The organism is Aeromonas salmonicida, from assembly GCF_028355655.1.
In the GTDB taxonomy this organism is placed as follows: domain Bacteria; phylum Pseudomonadota; class Gammaproteobacteria; order Enterobacterales; family Aeromonadaceae; genus Aeromonas; species Aeromonas salmonicida.
In genome coordinates this window covers 3,706,840-3,720,844 of sequence record NZ_CP110645.1, presented here as the reverse complement: position 1 = coordinate 3,720,844, position 14,005 = coordinate 3,706,840, and the positions used below count along the sequence as shown (strand labels likewise).

Annotated in this window: 16 protein-coding genes; all 16 read left to right on the top strand. The window is 60.2% G+C overall.

Translation table 11 applies throughout. From position 1 onward, the window contains the following. Window positions 1–89: 89 nt before the first annotated feature. The 16 genes from ONZ54_RS17215 (at window position 90) to hcp (ending at window position 13,874) form a co-directional block, all read left to right on the top strand. Entirely contained in the window at window positions 90–638 is a 549-nt protein-coding gene (locus tag ONZ54_RS17215; RefSeq protein ID WP_271786763.1) for a DUF3157 family protein, read from the top strand. 189 nt (window positions 639–827) lie between these two features. Further along, a complete protein-coding gene (locus ONZ54_RS17210; protein WP_125606225.1) occupies window positions 828–1,457 on the top strand; it encodes an outer membrane beta-barrel protein in 630 nt (209 codons plus the stop codon). 174 nt (window positions 1,458–1,631) lie between these two features. Beyond that, complete coding sequence (locus ONZ54_RS17205; RefSeq protein ID WP_087756312.1) at window positions 1,632–2,576, top strand: YbgA family protein; 945 nt, start codon at window positions 1,632–1,634, stop codon at window positions 2,574–2,576. 216 nt (window positions 2,577–2,792) lie between these two features. Then, on the top strand, window positions 2,793–3,692 hold the full coding sequence (locus ONZ54_RS17200) for a MerR family transcriptional regulator (RefSeq protein WP_271786762.1): 900 nt from the start codon (window positions 2,793–2,795) through the stop codon (window positions 3,690–3,692). Further along, on the top strand, window positions 3,689–5,110 hold the full coding sequence (gene phrB, locus ONZ54_RS17195; RefSeq protein ID WP_271786761.1) for a deoxyribodipyrimidine photo-lyase: 1,422 nt from the start codon (window positions 3,689–3,691) through the stop codon (window positions 5,108–5,110). The genes ONZ54_RS17200 and phrB overlap by 4 nt, the downstream gene beginning before the upstream one ends. Window position 5,111: 1 nt before the next feature. Continuing rightward, entirely contained in the window at window positions 5,112–5,540 is a 429-nt protein-coding gene (locus ONZ54_RS17190) for a nuclear transport factor 2 family protein (RefSeq protein ID WP_005311921.1), read from the top strand. After that, on the top strand, window positions 5,537–6,271 hold the full coding sequence (locus tag ONZ54_RS17185; protein WP_271786760.1) for an SDR family NAD(P)-dependent oxidoreductase: 735 nt from the start codon (window positions 5,537–5,539) through the stop codon (window positions 6,269–6,271). The genes ONZ54_RS17190 and ONZ54_RS17185 overlap by 4 nt, the downstream gene beginning before the upstream one ends. Continuing rightward, on the top strand, window positions 6,268–7,527 hold the full coding sequence (locus ONZ54_RS17180; RefSeq protein ID WP_059112956.1) for an NAD(P)/FAD-dependent oxidoreductase: 1,260 nt from the start codon (window positions 6,268–6,270) through the stop codon (window positions 7,525–7,527). The genes ONZ54_RS17185 and ONZ54_RS17180 overlap by 4 nt, the downstream gene beginning before the upstream one ends. After that, window positions 7,524–8,276, top strand: coding sequence for a DUF1365 domain-containing protein (locus tag ONZ54_RS17175; RefSeq protein WP_271786759.1), 753 nt, complete (start codon window positions 7,524–7,526; stop codon window positions 8,274–8,276). The genes ONZ54_RS17180 and ONZ54_RS17175 overlap by 4 nt, the downstream gene beginning before the upstream one ends. A gap of 121 nt (window positions 8,277–8,397) precedes the next feature. Further along, complete coding sequence (locus tag ONZ54_RS17170) at window positions 8,398–9,654, top strand: SAM-dependent methyltransferase (RefSeq protein ID WP_021140944.1); 1,257 nt, start codon at window positions 8,398–8,400, stop codon at window positions 9,652–9,654. A 2-nt stretch (window positions 9,655–9,656) separates the two neighbouring features. Further along, complete coding sequence (locus tag ONZ54_RS17165) at window positions 9,657–10,136, top strand: DUF2878 domain-containing protein (RefSeq protein WP_005311932.1); 480 nt, start codon at window positions 9,657–9,659, stop codon at window positions 10,134–10,136. Beyond that, window positions 10,133–10,351: a TIGR02450 family Trp-rich protein gene (locus ONZ54_RS17160; RefSeq protein ID WP_005311934.1), complete on the top strand. Its 219-nt coding sequence runs from the start codon at window positions 10,133–10,135 to the stop codon at window positions 10,349–10,351. Before ONZ54_RS17165 ends, ONZ54_RS17160 begins: the two co-directional genes overlap by 4 nt. Then, on the top strand, window positions 10,308–10,850 hold the full coding sequence (locus ONZ54_RS17155; protein WP_212541046.1) for a chalcone isomerase family protein: 543 nt from the start codon (window positions 10,308–10,310) through the stop codon (window positions 10,848–10,850). The genes ONZ54_RS17160 and ONZ54_RS17155 overlap by 44 nt, the downstream gene beginning before the upstream one ends. A 14-nt stretch (window positions 10,851–10,864) precedes the next feature. Beyond that, window positions 10,865–11,407, top strand: coding sequence for a DUF3833 domain-containing protein (locus tag ONZ54_RS17150; RefSeq protein WP_271786758.1), 543 nt, complete (start codon window positions 10,865–10,867; stop codon window positions 11,405–11,407). Window positions 11,408–11,538: 131 nt separating this feature from the next. Further along, complete coding sequence (locus tag ONZ54_RS17145; RefSeq protein WP_021140949.1) at window positions 11,539–12,006, top strand: Dps family protein; 468 nt, start codon at window positions 11,539–11,541, stop codon at window positions 12,004–12,006. A gap of 218 nt (window positions 12,007–12,224) precedes the next feature. Further along, the gene (hcp, locus tag ONZ54_RS17140; RefSeq protein ID WP_271788300.1) at window positions 12,225–13,874 is read left to right on the top strand and encodes a hydroxylamine reductase; all 1,650 of its coding nucleotides are present in this window, start codon (window positions 12,225–12,227) and stop codon (window positions 13,872–13,874) included. Window positions 13,875–14,005 lie beyond the last annotated feature (131 nt).

The following is a 14,005-nucleotide window of genomic DNA, read 5'->3' as shown; positions in this document are numbered from 1 at the left end:
GAGGGCAAGAACGTGAGTCGGGTCATAGGCAAGCTGGAGCCGACTCTTTATACTGACGCCCTTTTCCATCGACGCCGAGCCATCACCCTATGAAACCCTTGTCCCGCCTGCTGGTTGCCCTCTGCCTGTCCCCCGTGTTGGCCCAGGCCGCCCCCATGACCCAGGTGACCCTGCCGGATGGCCGCCAGGTGCAGCTCAACGATGACTTCACCTGGGAATATCTGCTGATCAAGCCGACGGCGAGCGGCGAGAGGGCCACGGGCGCGGTGGCCGTGCCTGTGCTGACCGAGCAGGCGATGACCAATCCGGATCTGCTGGCTCAGGCGGTCAAGGACGGCATCGGCGTCAAGCTCGACAAGGTTGAGGGTTCGGATCCCTTGCTGCTGCAATTCACTGTGAGCAACACCGGCACCCGCAGCGTGGTGCGGGTTCGTGGCACTGTCACCCTGTTCAGCGAACAGGGTGCGCAGCTGGCCAGACAGGAGGCCCGTTTCTGGGTCGGCGAGAACCGTCTGCCGGAATCCTATCTGCGCAAGGGGCAGCAGCGCCCCTCCCTGGTGCTCGAGATGTCGCGCCCGGCCGGCCTGACCGGCAAACCCCTGGTGCGGGTCGAGATTGAGGAAGTGGAGTTTCGCTAAGCCCTTGCCAAACAGGCTCCATAACGGAGCCTGTTTCAGTTCAATTGTTAACCCGGTAACCGCCAGCAACAGTTGCTTACATCTGACATGATTTGGCAACAGCTTGCCGCTCGGCATTCTGCACGCCCCTCGGCACAATGACTCCATTCCAGCTAGGTCTCAACTAGCTCAACACGAGGAGTCATCAAAATGAAAAAAGTTGCACTTTCTGTTCTGGTTCTGGCCGGTTTCGCTTCTACTTCCGCTCTGGCACAGGATGCCTTCAGCTACGCCAAGGGCGGCCTGACCTGGGCCCACACCAAATCCGACTACATCGGTGGCAAAGACAGCAACAACCGCGACTTCGGTGGTCTGAACCTGGACGTCTCCAAGAGCTTCGGTTCCAATTTCTATGGCCGCATGGGCAGTGAATACACCTCCCGCAACGACGGCAATGACAGCATGGGCATCTCCAGCCTGGGTCTGGGTGTCTACACCCCGCTCAGCACAGGTCTGAACCTGTACGGTGAAGCGGGTCTGATGGGTTACACCATGGAGCGCCAAGTGGCCGCCAACGTGAAGGACAGCGGTTGGGACGTGATCACCCGCAAGAACAGCGGCAGCATGTATGGTGAAGTGGGCCTGCGCTATGACATTGGCGCCGTCGAGCTCTCCACCGGCTACCGTTACGCCAACATGACCGACGACATGCAGGACTTCAAAGTGGGCGCCGCCTACAAGGTGAGCCAGAACCTGGCCCTCACCGCCGACTACACCTATCGCAACTGGGATCTGCAAAAAGGTTCCATCTCCAGCCTGGGTGTGAAGTACAGCTTCTGATCTTCCCTCCCTTAGTGTCTTGATTGCTTGCCCATGACGTCAGTCATGGGCTTTTTGGTTTCTGGTGATCCAGATGTCGCCCTTGCGCCGTATTCAGTCCGCAATAGTTATACAGCTTCCATTATTTTGTATAACTGCTATAACTGAATCAAGGCTTATACAAGGAGCGCCAACATGTACAAGATTAAAGTCGGTATCAGTGCCTGCTTGCTGGGACAGGAAGTGCGGTTCGATGGGGGTCACAAGCGCTCCAGTTTCTGCGAACGGGATCTTGGCGCTCACTTTGACTATCACCCCGTCTGTCCCGAGATGGCCATTGGTCTGGGATCGCCCCGCGCAGCCATCCGTCTGGTCAAGCGCAACGGCGAAATACGCGCCGAGGCGAGCAACGGCAGCTTCGACGTCACCGAGCAGCTGATCGCCTTCAGCGAGCAGAAGGCTCGCCAGCTTGACTTCATCTCCGGCTATATCCTCTGCGCCAAGTCACCCAGTTGTGGCATGGAACGGGTGCGCATCTATGGCGCCAACAACGAGGGGAGTGCCAAGGAGGGGATTGGCCTGTTTGCCAAGGCGTTGATGGAAGCCAATCCCCTGCTGCCGGTGGAGGAAGACGGTCGGCTGTGCGATCCCATACTGCGGGAAAATTTCGTGCTGCGGGTCTTCGCCTACCACGACTGGCAGCAACTCTGTGCTCAGGGGCTGACGGCCGCGGCGCTGATCCGGTTCCACTCCCGCTACAAGTATCTGGTGCTATCTCACGCCACTACCCACTATCGGGCGCTGGGCAAACTGCTTGGCAACCTCGGCAAGGCCAACTTGCAGGAGGTGGCCGACAGTTACATCACGGGGCTGATGACAGCGCTGACCCTGAGAGCCAATCGCCGCAGCCACACCAATGTGCTCATGCACCTGCAGGGTTACTTCAAGCGGGTATTGACTCCTTCCCAGAAGCAGGAGCTGGCCGAGACCATCGACAAGTACCGCACCGGCATTTTCCCGCTGCTGGTGCCGCTGACCCTGATCCGCCACTACCTCCGCGAATACCCCAATCCCTATCTGTCCGGGCAGGTTTATCTCAATCCTCATCCCGATACGCTCAAGCTTCGTTACGGGCTCTGAAAGTGCGGCTTGGTATGGTCGAGCAGGTCTATCCCGACCTGCCCCCCGATACGTTCAAGCTGCGCTACGGGCTCTGAAAGTGCGGCTTGGTATGGTCGAGCAGGTCTATCCCGACCTGCATCCCGATACGCTCAAGCTGCGCTACGGGCTCTGATCCCTGTTTTGCGACCCCGGCCCCCTGGGCCGGGGCGCCCCATAGATTGAATGGAAGTCGTTATGTCTGACCTACCCAAACAAGATGATGTCACCCAACCGGATGAGGGGATCTATCCCATCCGCGACGTTTCACGCCTGACCGGTGTCAACCCAGTCACCCTGCGTGCCTGGCAGCGCCGCTACGGTCTGGTACAACCGGCCCGTACCGAGAAGGGGCACCGCCTCTACAGCGAGCAGGATATTCGCCAGATTGGCGAGATCCTGAGCTGGCTGGAGCGGGGGGTGAGCATAGGTCAGGTCAAGGGACTGTTGAGTGATCCTCAGACCCAACTGGTCAGCGATCACTGGCAGCAGACCCTGGAGCAGATCAGTCAGGCTGTGCTTGGTTTCAATCAGCGCAAGGTCGAAGCGCAGCTTAACGAACTGCTGGCGAGCTACCCGTTCGAGCTGGTGCGCAGCCGGGTGCTGCAACCCTTGGTGGATCAACTGCTCGGCCTGTGGCGTGAGCGGCCCGATGGCGAGCTGCTGCAACAGGTCTGGCTGGGCTGGCTCCATACCCGCTTCGCTCGCCACCTCATCGAACAAGAGAAGGGACGCCCGGTTACCCTCGCAAGCTGGGGGCAGCTTGGTCCCCTCGACTTGGTCTGGAGCGCCTATGAGCTGGTAAGCCAGGGTTATGAGGTGCAACTGCTGGGGGCCGTCGAGCCCAGGCTGGCCACCTTGCTCGAAGGACGTGCCATGACGCCCTGGCTGGTGTTGCTGGGGGCTGGACTTGGCAAGCAGGAGCTGACTGCCAGCTGGCCCGATGGTACTTGTCTGTTTGGTGAGCTGGGCAGTCTCTATGACGCCCAGTGGCTGGCGACTCAAGGGTGGCAGCCCACCCTTGCCGACTGGCTGGCTGCACAGTCGGCAGAGACGCCAGTCCAGAGCAAGCGCACTCGCGGGAGGAAGGCATCATGAAGCTGGTCTGGTTTCGCAATGACTTGCGCCTCGCCGACAATCCGGCTTTGCGACACGCTTGCGCCGAGGCGGGAGAGGTGGCCGCCCTGTTTGTCATCTCTCCGACCCAGTGGCAGCAGCACAAGATGGCCCCTATCCGTCAGCAGTTCCTGCTGGCGCAGGTGGATGAGCTGGGCAGGGCGCTGGCGGCGCTCGGCATCCCGCTCCATCTGCTGCGAGTGGAGACCTTTGCCGAGATGCCAACGGCGTTGGCGAGCCTCAGCCGCGAGCTGGGTGTCAGCCAGCTGTATGCCAATCAGGCCATCGAGATCGACGAGCAGCGCCGCGACCTGGCCGTCAGCGCCATGCTGGCCGAACAGGAGGTGAGCTGCCACTGGTTCAACGGCTGCTGCGTGCTGCCACCGGGACGGGTGCTGACCGGGTCGGGGGAGATGTTCAAGGTCTTTACCCCCTTCAGCCGCGCCTGGCTCAAGGCGCTGGAGGAGGATGGCTTCGTCATTCATCGCGCTCCCGCTCCGCGCGCCGAGCCGCTGCCGTGGCAACCGTTGACCGAGAGGGAATGGAGCTATGGGGCGCTCGGCGAAGTAACGCCGGATCCCCGCTGGCCAGTGGGAGAGGCGGAAGCTCAGCGCCGTCTGCACGCTTTTCTGGAACAGGCGGTGCTTGACTATGAGGAGACCCGGGACTTTCCGGCGCAGGCAGGCACCTCCATCCTCTCGCCTTATCTGGCCGCTGGCATCATAAGTCCGCGCCAGTGCGTCGGGGCGCTACAACAACGGCTCGGCCACCGGCCTCAATCCAAGGCACAACCCGGTTTCGTCTGGCTCAACGAACTTGTCTGGCGCGAATTTTATCGTCATCTGCTGGTACTGGTACCAACCCTCTCCATGAACCTGCCCTTCAAACCCGAGACCGCGGCTCTGCCTTGGAGCTGGGATCCCGTGGCCTTTGCCGCCTGGTGCGAGGGACGTACCGGTTATCCCATCGTCGATGCGGCCATGCGCTGCCTCAATGCCACCGGCTGGATGCACAACCGGTTGCGGATGATAGTGGCGAGCTTCCTCACCAAGGATCTGCATATCCACTGGCGCCTCGGGGAAGATTACTTCATGAGCCAGCTGATTGACGGGGATCTGGCGGCCAACAACGGTGGCTGGCAATGGGCCGCAGGCACGGGCGCCGATGCGGCACCCTACTTTCGGGTGTTCAATCCCACCACTCAGGGGCAACGATTTGATCCACAAGGAGACTTTATCCGTACCTGGGTAACTGAACTGGCCGATATTCCCGCCGCCTACGTGCATCAGCCCCATGACTGGTTGCGACTCAAAGGAGGAAGGGGGTATCCGGCACCCATGGTGGATCACGCCCTTGCACGGGTGAAAGCCATCGAGATGTTTCGAAATCTGGAGAAATAGGATGAAGGAGCCGCTGGCCCGCTTTATTGCCCTTTACCAGCAACTGGACAAGCAGCAACTGCACCGCTTGCCAGAGGTTTATGCCGAGCAGGTGATCTTCATCGATCCGGCGCACCGCATCGACGGGCTGGCCGCGCTCACCGACTACTTTGCTGCCATGTACCAGCGCCTCGCTTATTGCCGCTTCGAGATAACCAGCCAGCAGCAACAGGGTCGTGAGGCCTGGATCAGCTGGGTCATGACCTTCTCTCACCCAAGACTGGCCTCGGGTCAGCCGGTGAGGGTTGAGGGGGCCACCCGGCTTGAGTTCGACGACGCAGACAAGGTGTGTCTGCATCGCGACTACTTCGATCTCGGCGCCATGCTCTACGAGCAGTTGCCGCTGCTGGGCGCCCTGGTGCGCACCATCAAGGGGAGGTTGGGATCATGAGCGGACGTGTGTTGATCACGGGTGCCAGCTCCGGGCTGGGTCGCCAGTTGGCGATGGATTACCGGCAGGCGGGCTGGCAGGTATGGGGTTGTGGTCGCGATGGCGAGCGGCTGGCGCAGTTGGCCCGGGACGGCATCACCCCCTTGCAGTTCGATGCACGGGATGCGGCTGCCATGGCAGAGGTGGCGGCCAGCTTGCCAGCCCTCGATCTGCTGATCCTCAATGCGGGCAACTGCGAATACATGGATGTGGCTGACGGCTTTGACGGCGAGCTGTTTGCCCGAGTGATCGAGACCAACCTCATCGCTACCGGCCATGCGCTTGCCGCCTTTTTGCCGCTACTTGGCGAGGGCGCGCGGCTCGCCATCGTCAGCTCGTCGGTGAGCTGGTTGCCGCTGCCAAGGGCCGAAGCCTATGGGGCCTCCAAGGCGGCACTCGACTATCTGGCCGCTACCCTGCGACTCGATCTCAAGGCCAGGGGAATAGCGGTAACCCTGATCCGCCCCGGCTTTGTACAGACGCCGCTTACCGCCAAGAATGATTTTCCCATGCCTTGTCTGGTGCCGGTGGAGCAAGCCTCCCGGGTCATCATGACCGGGCTTGCTGCGGGTCGGCATCAGATCCACTTCCCCAGCCGCTTTATCTGGCTGCTGCGCGCGCTGGGGGCGCTGCCGGTGTGGTTGTGGCTGCGCCTTGGCAGCTCGCTTGTTTCGAAAGGACGCCATTCATGAAGAAAAAGATTGCCATCGTCGGCTCGGGTATCTCGGGCCTCACCGCCGGTTTTCTGCTGCACAGGTTGCACGACGTGACCCTGTTTGAGGCCGCGCCTACTCTGGGTGGCCACACGGCGACCGTCGATGTGAGCCAGGGTGGCCGCAGCTATGCCATCGATACCGGCTTTATCGTATTCAACGATCGCACCTATCCCAATTTCCTCAAATTGCTGGAGCGGATCGGCGTGGCGCGCCAGGACGCCGAGATGAGCTTTTCGGTGAAAAGCCCGGAGGGGCTCGAGTACAACGGCCACAACCTGGATACCCTGTTTGCCCAGCGCAGCAATTTGTTGAGCCCGGGTTTTTACCGCTTCGTCGCCGAGATCCTGCGTTTCAACCGGGAAGCGCGCGCCTGGCTGGCCGACAGTCAACGGCAGCAAGATAGTCCTGAGCTGACACTCGGGGATTTCTTGCAGGTGGGGGATTTCAGTGACTACTTCGCCCGCCACTACATTCTGCCCATGGGGGCGGCCATCTGGTCATCCACCCTGGCAGACATGCGCGCCTTTCCCCTTGGCTTTTTCCTGCGTTTTTTTGCCAACCATGGCCTGCTCGATGTGGCCAATCGCCCTCAGTGGTACGTGATCCCGGGCGGCTCGCGGGAGTACATAGGCCCGCTGACCGCAGGTTGGCAACAGCAGATCCGCCTCGCCTGCCCGGTGCAGGGGATCCGGCGCCTGGCCGAGGGGGTGCTGATCCAAAGCAGCTATGGCGAGGAGCAGTTTGACGAGGTGATCCTCGCCTGCCACAGCGATCAGGCGCTGGCTCTGTTGCAGGATGTCAGCGAGCGGGAGCAGGCGATTCTGGGCGACATGGCCTATCAGGCCAACGATGTCTGGCTCCATACCGATGTCAGCTGTTTGCCCACTCGCCGCAAGGCCTGGGCCAGCTGGAACTATCAGCTGGACGGGGACGACGAGGCGCGGCCGCTGGTGAGCTACAACATGAACATATTGCAAGGGGTGAACTCACCGCAGCCCTTCTGCGTCAGCCTCAATCCCAAAGGAAAGGTGGACGAGAGCAAGGTGCTGCGCCGCTTCGTTTATCACCACCCAGTGTTCAATCAGGCATCCATCCAGGCGCAGCAGGCACGTCTGGAGATCTGTGGTCAGCATCACACCCACTTTTGCGGTGCCTACTGGTACAACGGTTTTCATGAAGACGGGGTGCGCAGCGCACTGGACGTTGCCAGACGCTTCGGAGCCGAGCTATGAGTACTGTCACCATGGTTCAGACAGTCAGCGCCATCTGGCAGGGCTCTGTGCGCCATCGCCGCTTCGCACCCAGGGCCCACGCCTTCTCCTACAGCCTCTTCATGCTGGGGCTGGATCTGGATGAGCTGCCGAGCCTCAGCCAGGGGCGCTGGTTCGGCGTGGAGCGGGCCGGGTTGCTCTCCTTTCATCGCAAAGACTATCTCAAAGGCAGCGAGGGGAGCCTCAAGCAGGCGGTGTGGCACAAGGTGGCAGAGCTGGGGGGCACAGCCGAGCAGGACGGGCGAGTGCTGCTGCTCGGCAATGTACGCTGCATGGGCTTTTACTTCAGCCCGGTCAACTTCTACTTCTGCTACCGGCAGGGTGAGGCGCGTTACCTGCTGGCCGAGGTGTCGAACACCCCCTGGAATGAGCGTCACTATTACCTGCTGGATCTGGCGGCGCTGACGCCCCACGACAAGGATTTTCACGTCTCCCCGTTTATGGGGCTGGCCATGCGCTACCACTGGCGCATTCGCCCACCGGAGCAGGAGACGCTGATCCATATCGAGAGTCATCCCAGGTCCGGCGAGGCCAAGTTGTTTGACGCCACCCTGGCGCTGAGCCGCGAGCCCCTGTCCCGCAAGGGACTGATGGCGCTGCTCGCTCGCTGGCCCTGGATGACCCTGAAGGTGCTGCTCGGTATCTACTGGCAGGCCCTGCGTCTTTTTATCAAGCGAACACCTATTTTCAGCCATCCGGAGACTCGCTAATGGAGCAGATACAATCCACTTCCGCAGCCTCAATTTTCTATCCGGAGGCCAGCTCAATTCATGAGGCAGATTCAATTCAGACTCTCTGCCACTTATTCTTCAGCCATCCGGAGACTCGCTAATGGAACTGGTGCAATCAACAAGTTCGGCCTCTTTCATCGATAAAGGCGCAAGGCAATTGCTGCTCAAGCTGCTGGGGCGCCTCGAGCACGGTCAACTGCTGCTGCGGGACGGCAGCGATCGTCATAGTTTCGGGGTGGCGGGCACTGACCTGCACGCCGAAGTGGTGGTAAAGGATCCGGCCTTCTATCGCCGCTTGCTGCTGGGAGGCAGCATTGCAGCCGGTGAAACCTGGGTAGAAGGGCTTTGGACCAGCCCGGATCCGGTGGCGCTGGTGCGCTTGCTGGCCCGCAACATGACACTGCTCGACAGTCTGGAGCGGCGGCTCAGTTGGCTGAGTTTCCCCTTCAACAAGGCGCGCCACTGGCTCAATCGCAATACCCTGACAGGTTCACGATCCAACATCGCCGCCCACTACGATCTGGGCAATACCCTCTATCAGGGTTTTCTCGATAGCCATATGCAGTATTCGAGTGCCATCTATCCGGGGACAGAGTCCACTCTGGAGGAGGCACAACAGGCCAAGTTGCATACCATCTGCGAGCGCCTGGAGCTGGGGCCGGACGATCACCTGCTGGAGATAGGCACAGGCTGGGGCGGGCTGGCCATTTATGCAGCCCGTCACTATGGCTGCCGGGTGACCACGACGACCATCTCCCAGGCCCAGCATGACTATGCGCGCGAGTGGATCGAGCGGGAGGGACTCGGGGATCGCATCACCTTGCTGCTGGAGGATTATCGCAAGCTGGAGGGGACCTTCGACAAGCTGGTCTCCATCGAGATGATAGAGGCGGTGGGCCACGCCTTCCTGCCCGATTACTTCCGCCAGTTGTCACGTTTGCTCAAACCCGGTGGCCGCCTGCTTATTCAGGCCATCACCATTGCCGATCAGCGCCACGCCCAGTATGTGCGCAGTGTCGACTTCATCCAGCGTTACATCTTCCCGGGCGGCTGCCTGCCGAGTGTCTCCCAGATGGCGGGACTGATTGCCCGCGAGACCGACATGCAGCTGGTGCGGCTGCATGATCACGGTCATCACTATGCCCGCACCCTGGCGCACTGGTGCGAGCGCTTTCTGGCGCTGGCCCCCGAGCTGCCCAAGCTGGGTTACAGCCAGGATTTCATCCGGTTGTGGCACTTCTATTTCGCCTATTGCGAGGGGGGCTTCTGGGAGCGGGCCATCAGTCTGGTCCAGCTGGAGGCGGCCAAACCAGGGCCAACGGGCTGGCGGGGTGATGTGCCAGTGAGCGGTCACTGACCATGTGGCAGTGGGCCCATCTGCTGGGGTTCAACCTCTACTGGCTGCTGGCGGTGAAATGGCAGCAGCCGGGTCCGCTGCTGTTGATGCTGTTGCTCCACTTCATCTTCTCTCCAAGCCGCAAGGGGGATCTGCGGCTATTGCCGGTGGCTCTGGCTGGCTGTCTGCTTGATGGCCTGCTCTGGCAACTGGGGCTGTTTCAATTCCCGGCCGGCTTTCCTCTCTGGCTGGTGCTGCTGTGGCTGGGATTTGCCTTGAGTCTCAGCCATGGACTGCGCTGGTTGCGCCCCTTGCCCCGCTGGCAGCAGGCGCTGTTTGGCATGGCGGGTGGCGCCTCCTCCTATGTGGCGGGAGCGGCCATGGGCGCAGTACACTTACCCTGGGGCATCTGGATCAGCACAGCACTATTGGCGGTGATCTGGATGTGGTGGTTACCCGTACTCCTGTGGGTAACGGTCAAGCTTGAGGGTGAATCAAGATGAACACCTTTTCGACCGACGCCTTGTTGTTTTCCAAGTGGACCAAAGAGAGCCAGCACGAGCTGACCGAGCGTTACTATCTGGTGGTTGCCTGCCAGCGTGATGCGCAGGGGCGACTGGCTCGTGTGGTGATGCAGGATATCAACACCTTGCTGGAACAGGAGATGGATTGGCATGAACTGGAAGATCCCGCGAATTGGCACATGGGGTGGAATTAGCCTCCTGATTGCCGCGCTTGGCGCCATGATGGCACCCTCTGCACAGGCCTCTGCCGCCCCCTGGCAACAGCTGCGTCCGGTCGGACAGGGGGAGATGAACTGGCTCTGGTTCAAACTCTATGATGCCACCCTCTACAGCCAGAGTGGCCGCTATCAGCCTGGCCACTATCCTCAGGCACTGACCCTCACCTACGCCAGAGATATCGAACGGGATGACCTGCTGACCGCCACCGCAGAGGAGTGGCAACGGCTGGGGCTTGGCAGCGAGACGCAGCGCCAGCAGTGGCTTGGGCAACTGGCAGTCTTCTGGCCCGATGTGGCGGCGGGGGACACACTGACCTTCTATGTGGATGAAGCCGGGGTTGGCCACTTCTGGTGGCAGGACAAACCCCTCGGCACTCTTCCTGACCCACAATTTGCGGTCGCCTTTCTGGCCATCTGGCTTGCCGACAACAGTCGCGATCCTGCCCTTACCCGCCGCCTGCGCGGCCAACTCTGATGCTGGAGTACTCAATGTCTTTCTATCGTTGCTGTCGTTTTCTGCTCTTGTTGCCACTCCTGTTGCTCACTGGTTGTGGTGCCAGTTTGGATGACTATCGTGGTCAGGGGCCGAACTGGGATCTCGCCCGTTTCTTCAATGGCAAACTGGTGGCTCATGGCCTGGTGACAGACCGCAGCGGCGAAGTGACCAGTCGCTTTCGGGTCGAGATGATGGGGCGCTGGCAGGATGGCAAGGGCGAACTGTTTGAGCAGTTCTACTTTGATGACGGCCGTCAGCAGACCCGGACCTGGTTTTTGAGCAAGGGGGCCGATGGTCACTGGCGCGGTACCGCATCCGACGTAGTGGGGGAGGCGGTAGGCAAGACGGAAGGTTTTGCTCTCAACTGGCGCTACCAGCTCGATCTGGTACTGCCGGATGAGCAGGTGGTGAGGGTGAGCTTTGATGACTGGATGTACCTGCTTGATGAAGATCGCCTGATCAATCGGGCCGAGATCAGCAAGTTCGGCATTCATCTGGGCGAGGTGATCCTCTATATAGAACGCATCCAAGGGTGATAAATCTGGATAATCAGCGGGTTGTCACACCAGGCGATAGCCATGCCCTATCAATCACTCAGGTAGCAACGATTACCTCTTGAGTCTGAATGGCGTTAATCTGGCTTCGTTGTCAAATCTGGAGGTGAAACATGAAAAGTCCGATTGGTCTTGATACCGTTCAATCACAAGCCCTGGCCGCCGAGCTGAACAAGTTGCTGGCCAGCTACCAGATCCTCTACATGAACGTCCGTGGTTTCCACTGGAATATCCGCGGCAACCAGTTCTTCGAACTGCACCTGAAATTTGAAGAGATCTATAACGATCTGCTGCTGAAGGTCGATGCCCTGGCTGAGCGCATCCTCACCCTGGATGGGGTACCCATGCACAGCTTCAGCGACTACCTGAAAGTCTCTGCCATCCCGGAGCAGAAGGGGCTGCATGACGGTCGTGCCTGTGTCGAATCCCTGCTCGAGAGCTTCCGCGAGCTGCTGGTCGCCCAGCGCCGGATCCTGGGACAAGCCGCCGAGGCCGGTGACGAGGGGACGGCATCCATCCTCTCCGACTATGTGCAGCAGCAGGAAAAACTGGTCTGGATGCTGCGCGCCTATCTGGCCTGACCGCTTGTTGATGTGAGTTTTGTTGTAAACCTTTGTCGTAAACCTGAGTTGTCTCTCCTTTTATCCACCCGCTTGCCGCCCTGTTTGGGCGGCTTTTTTGTTTTTGATCTGCATCAATGAAAACTTAATTGGCAAATTTAATGCCTATTAAGTTTTTGGCGAGGGGCATAGAATCGCCACAAAACAAGCAACTGAAATGTCCAATTAGGAGAGGCATGATGTTTTGTGTGCAATGTGAACAGACAATTCGTACCCCGGCAGGCAATGGCTGTGCTTATGCACAAGGCATGTGCGGCAAGACGGCCGAAACCTCGGATCTGCAGGATGTGCTGATCTATGCGCTGCAGGGCCTCAGCGCCTGGGCGCTGGCCGCCCGCGAACATGGCGTCATCGACAACGAGATCGATGCCTTCGTGCCCAAGGCCTTCTTCGCCACCCTCACCAACGTCAACTTCGACTCCGCCCGCATCGTTGGCTATGTCAACCAGGTGCTGGCTCATCGTCAGCAGCTGGCCGACCGTCTGGCTACACTGGCGGTGCAAGTCACCGGCTTGCCCGAGGCCGCCGGCTTCGAGCCGGGTGACGAGCTGCTCGCCCAGCTGGCCCATGCGTCGCAAACCGCGGTCAATCGCGGCAAGAGCGAGGTGCACGAAGACATCATGGGACTGCGTCTGCTCTGCCTCTACGGCCTCAAGGGGGCTGCCGCCTACATGGAACATGCCAGGGTACTGGGTCAGCAGGATAGCGAGGTAGCCGCCGAGTTCCATCGCATCATGAGCTGGCTCAGCACTGACCCGAGCGAGCTGGATCCCCTGTTCAAATGCGCCATGGAGATTGGTCTGCTCAACTTCCGTGTCATGGAGATGCTGGATCTGGGCGAAACCAGCGCCTTCGGCCACCCGGAACCGACGCAAGCAAGGGTCACCCCTGTGCCGGGCAAGTGCATCCTGGTCTCCGGCCACGACATGATGGATCTCAAGCTGATCCTGGAGCAGACCGCAGGCACTGGCATCAATGTCTACACCCACGGCGAGATGTTGCCGGCGCTGGCCTACCCCTTCTTCAAGCAGTACCCGCACCTGGTGGGCAATTACGGCTCCGCCTGGCAAAACCAGCAGAAGGAATTTGCCAACTTCCCCGGCGCCGTTGTGATGACCTCCAACTGCATCATAGATCCCAACGTGGGCGACTATAGCGACCGCATCTTCACCCGCTCCATCGTCGGCTGGCCGGGCGTGACTCACCTCGAAGGGGACGATTTCTCCGCAGTGGTGGCAAAAGCCTTGTCGCTGGACGGTTTCAAGCACACAGAGCTCGAGCACTTCATCACCATCGGCTTTGCCCGCAATGCCCTGATGCAGGCCGCCCCGGCAGTGATTGAGAAGGTGAAAGCGGGTGAAATCAGCCACTTCTTCCTGGTGGGCGGTTGCGATGGCGACAAGGCCGAGCGCGCCTATTTCACCGAGTTTGCCAAGGCCGCCCCCAAAGACAGCCTGCTGCTCACCCTGGGCTGCGGCAAGTACAAGTTCAACAAGCTCGATTTTGGCAACATAGGTGGCATTCCCCGTTTGCTGGACGTGGGTCAGTGCAACGACGCCTACTCCGCCATCCAGCTGGCGCTGGCGCTCTCCGAGGCGTTCGAGTGTGGCGTCAATGACCTGCCGTTGACCCTGGTGCTCTCCTGGTTCGAACAGAAGGCCATCGTCATCCTGCTCACCCTGCTGGCCCTCGGTGTGAAAGACATTCGCACCGGTCCGACCGCTCCAGCCTTCCTGACCCCGGCCCTGCTCAAGGTGCTGGAGGAGCAGTTCGGCCTGAAAGGGACCACCACGGCCGAGGCAGATTTGGCCGAGATCCTGGCTGCCTGAATCCGGTGATACCGCAGGCCGTGCCGGCCTGATCATCTCAGCATGTTGTAAGCCTTTGGCGAGCCTGATGGTTCGCCTTTTTTCAAAGACTCGTGTGTCAAAAGCATGTTTTCAAAATGAGGAGCCTTGTG

Bases quoted from the DNA above. Each gene is read 5' to 3' on its own strand.
- ONZ54_RS17170 (WP_021140944.1), top strand. From the start codon at position 8,398: ATGGAACTGGTGCAATCAACAAGTTCGGCCTCTTTCATCGATAAAGGC.
- ONZ54_RS17180 (WP_059112956.1), top strand. From the start codon at position 6,268: ATGAAGAAAAAGATTGCCATCGTCGGCTCGGGTATCTCGGGCCTCACC.
- ONZ54_RS17200 (WP_271786762.1), top strand. From the start codon at position 2,793: ATGTCTGACCTACCCAAACAAGATGATGTCACCCAACCGGATGAGGGG.
- ONZ54_RS17190 (WP_005311921.1), top strand. From the start codon at position 5,112: ATGAAGGAGCCGCTGGCCCGCTTTATTGCCCTTTACCAGCAACTGGAC.
- ONZ54_RS17155 (WP_212541046.1), top strand. From the start codon at position 10,308: ATGAACTGGAAGATCCCGCGAATTGGCACATGGGGTGGAATTAGCCTC.
- ONZ54_RS17185 (WP_271786760.1), top strand. From the start codon at position 5,537: ATGAGCGGACGTGTGTTGATCACGGGTGCCAGCTCCGGGCTGGGTCGC.
- phrB (WP_271786761.1), top strand. From the start codon at position 3,689: ATGAAGCTGGTCTGGTTTCGCAATGACTTGCGCCTCGCCGACAATCCG.
- hcp (WP_271788300.1), top strand. From the start codon at position 12,225: ATGTTTTGTGTGCAATGTGAACAGACAATTCGTACCCCGGCAGGCAAT.
- ONZ54_RS17205 (WP_087756312.1), top strand. From the start codon at position 1,632: ATGTACAAGATTAAAGTCGGTATCAGTGCCTGCTTGCTGGGACAGGAA.
- ONZ54_RS17215 (WP_271786763.1), top strand. From the start codon at position 90: ATGAAACCCTTGTCCCGCCTGCTGGTTGCCCTCTGCCTGTCCCCCGTG.
- ONZ54_RS17210 (WP_125606225.1), top strand. From the start codon at position 828: ATGAAAAAAGTTGCACTTTCTGTTCTGGTTCTGGCCGGTTTCGCTTCT.
- ONZ54_RS17175 (WP_271786759.1), top strand. From the start codon at position 7,524: ATGAGTACTGTCACCATGGTTCAGACAGTCAGCGCCATCTGGCAGGGC.
- ONZ54_RS17160 (WP_005311934.1), top strand. From the start codon at position 10,133: ATGAACACCTTTTCGACCGACGCCTTGTTGTTTTCCAAGTGGACCAAA.
- ONZ54_RS17145 (WP_021140949.1), top strand. From the start codon at position 11,539: ATGAAAAGTCCGATTGGTCTTGATACCGTTCAATCACAAGCCCTGGCC.
- ONZ54_RS17150 (WP_271786758.1), top strand. From the start codon at position 10,865: ATGTCTTTCTATCGTTGCTGTCGTTTTCTGCTCTTGTTGCCACTCCTG.
- ONZ54_RS17165 (WP_005311932.1), top strand. From the start codon at position 9,657: ATGTGGCAGTGGGCCCATCTGCTGGGGTTCAACCTCTACTGGCTGCTG.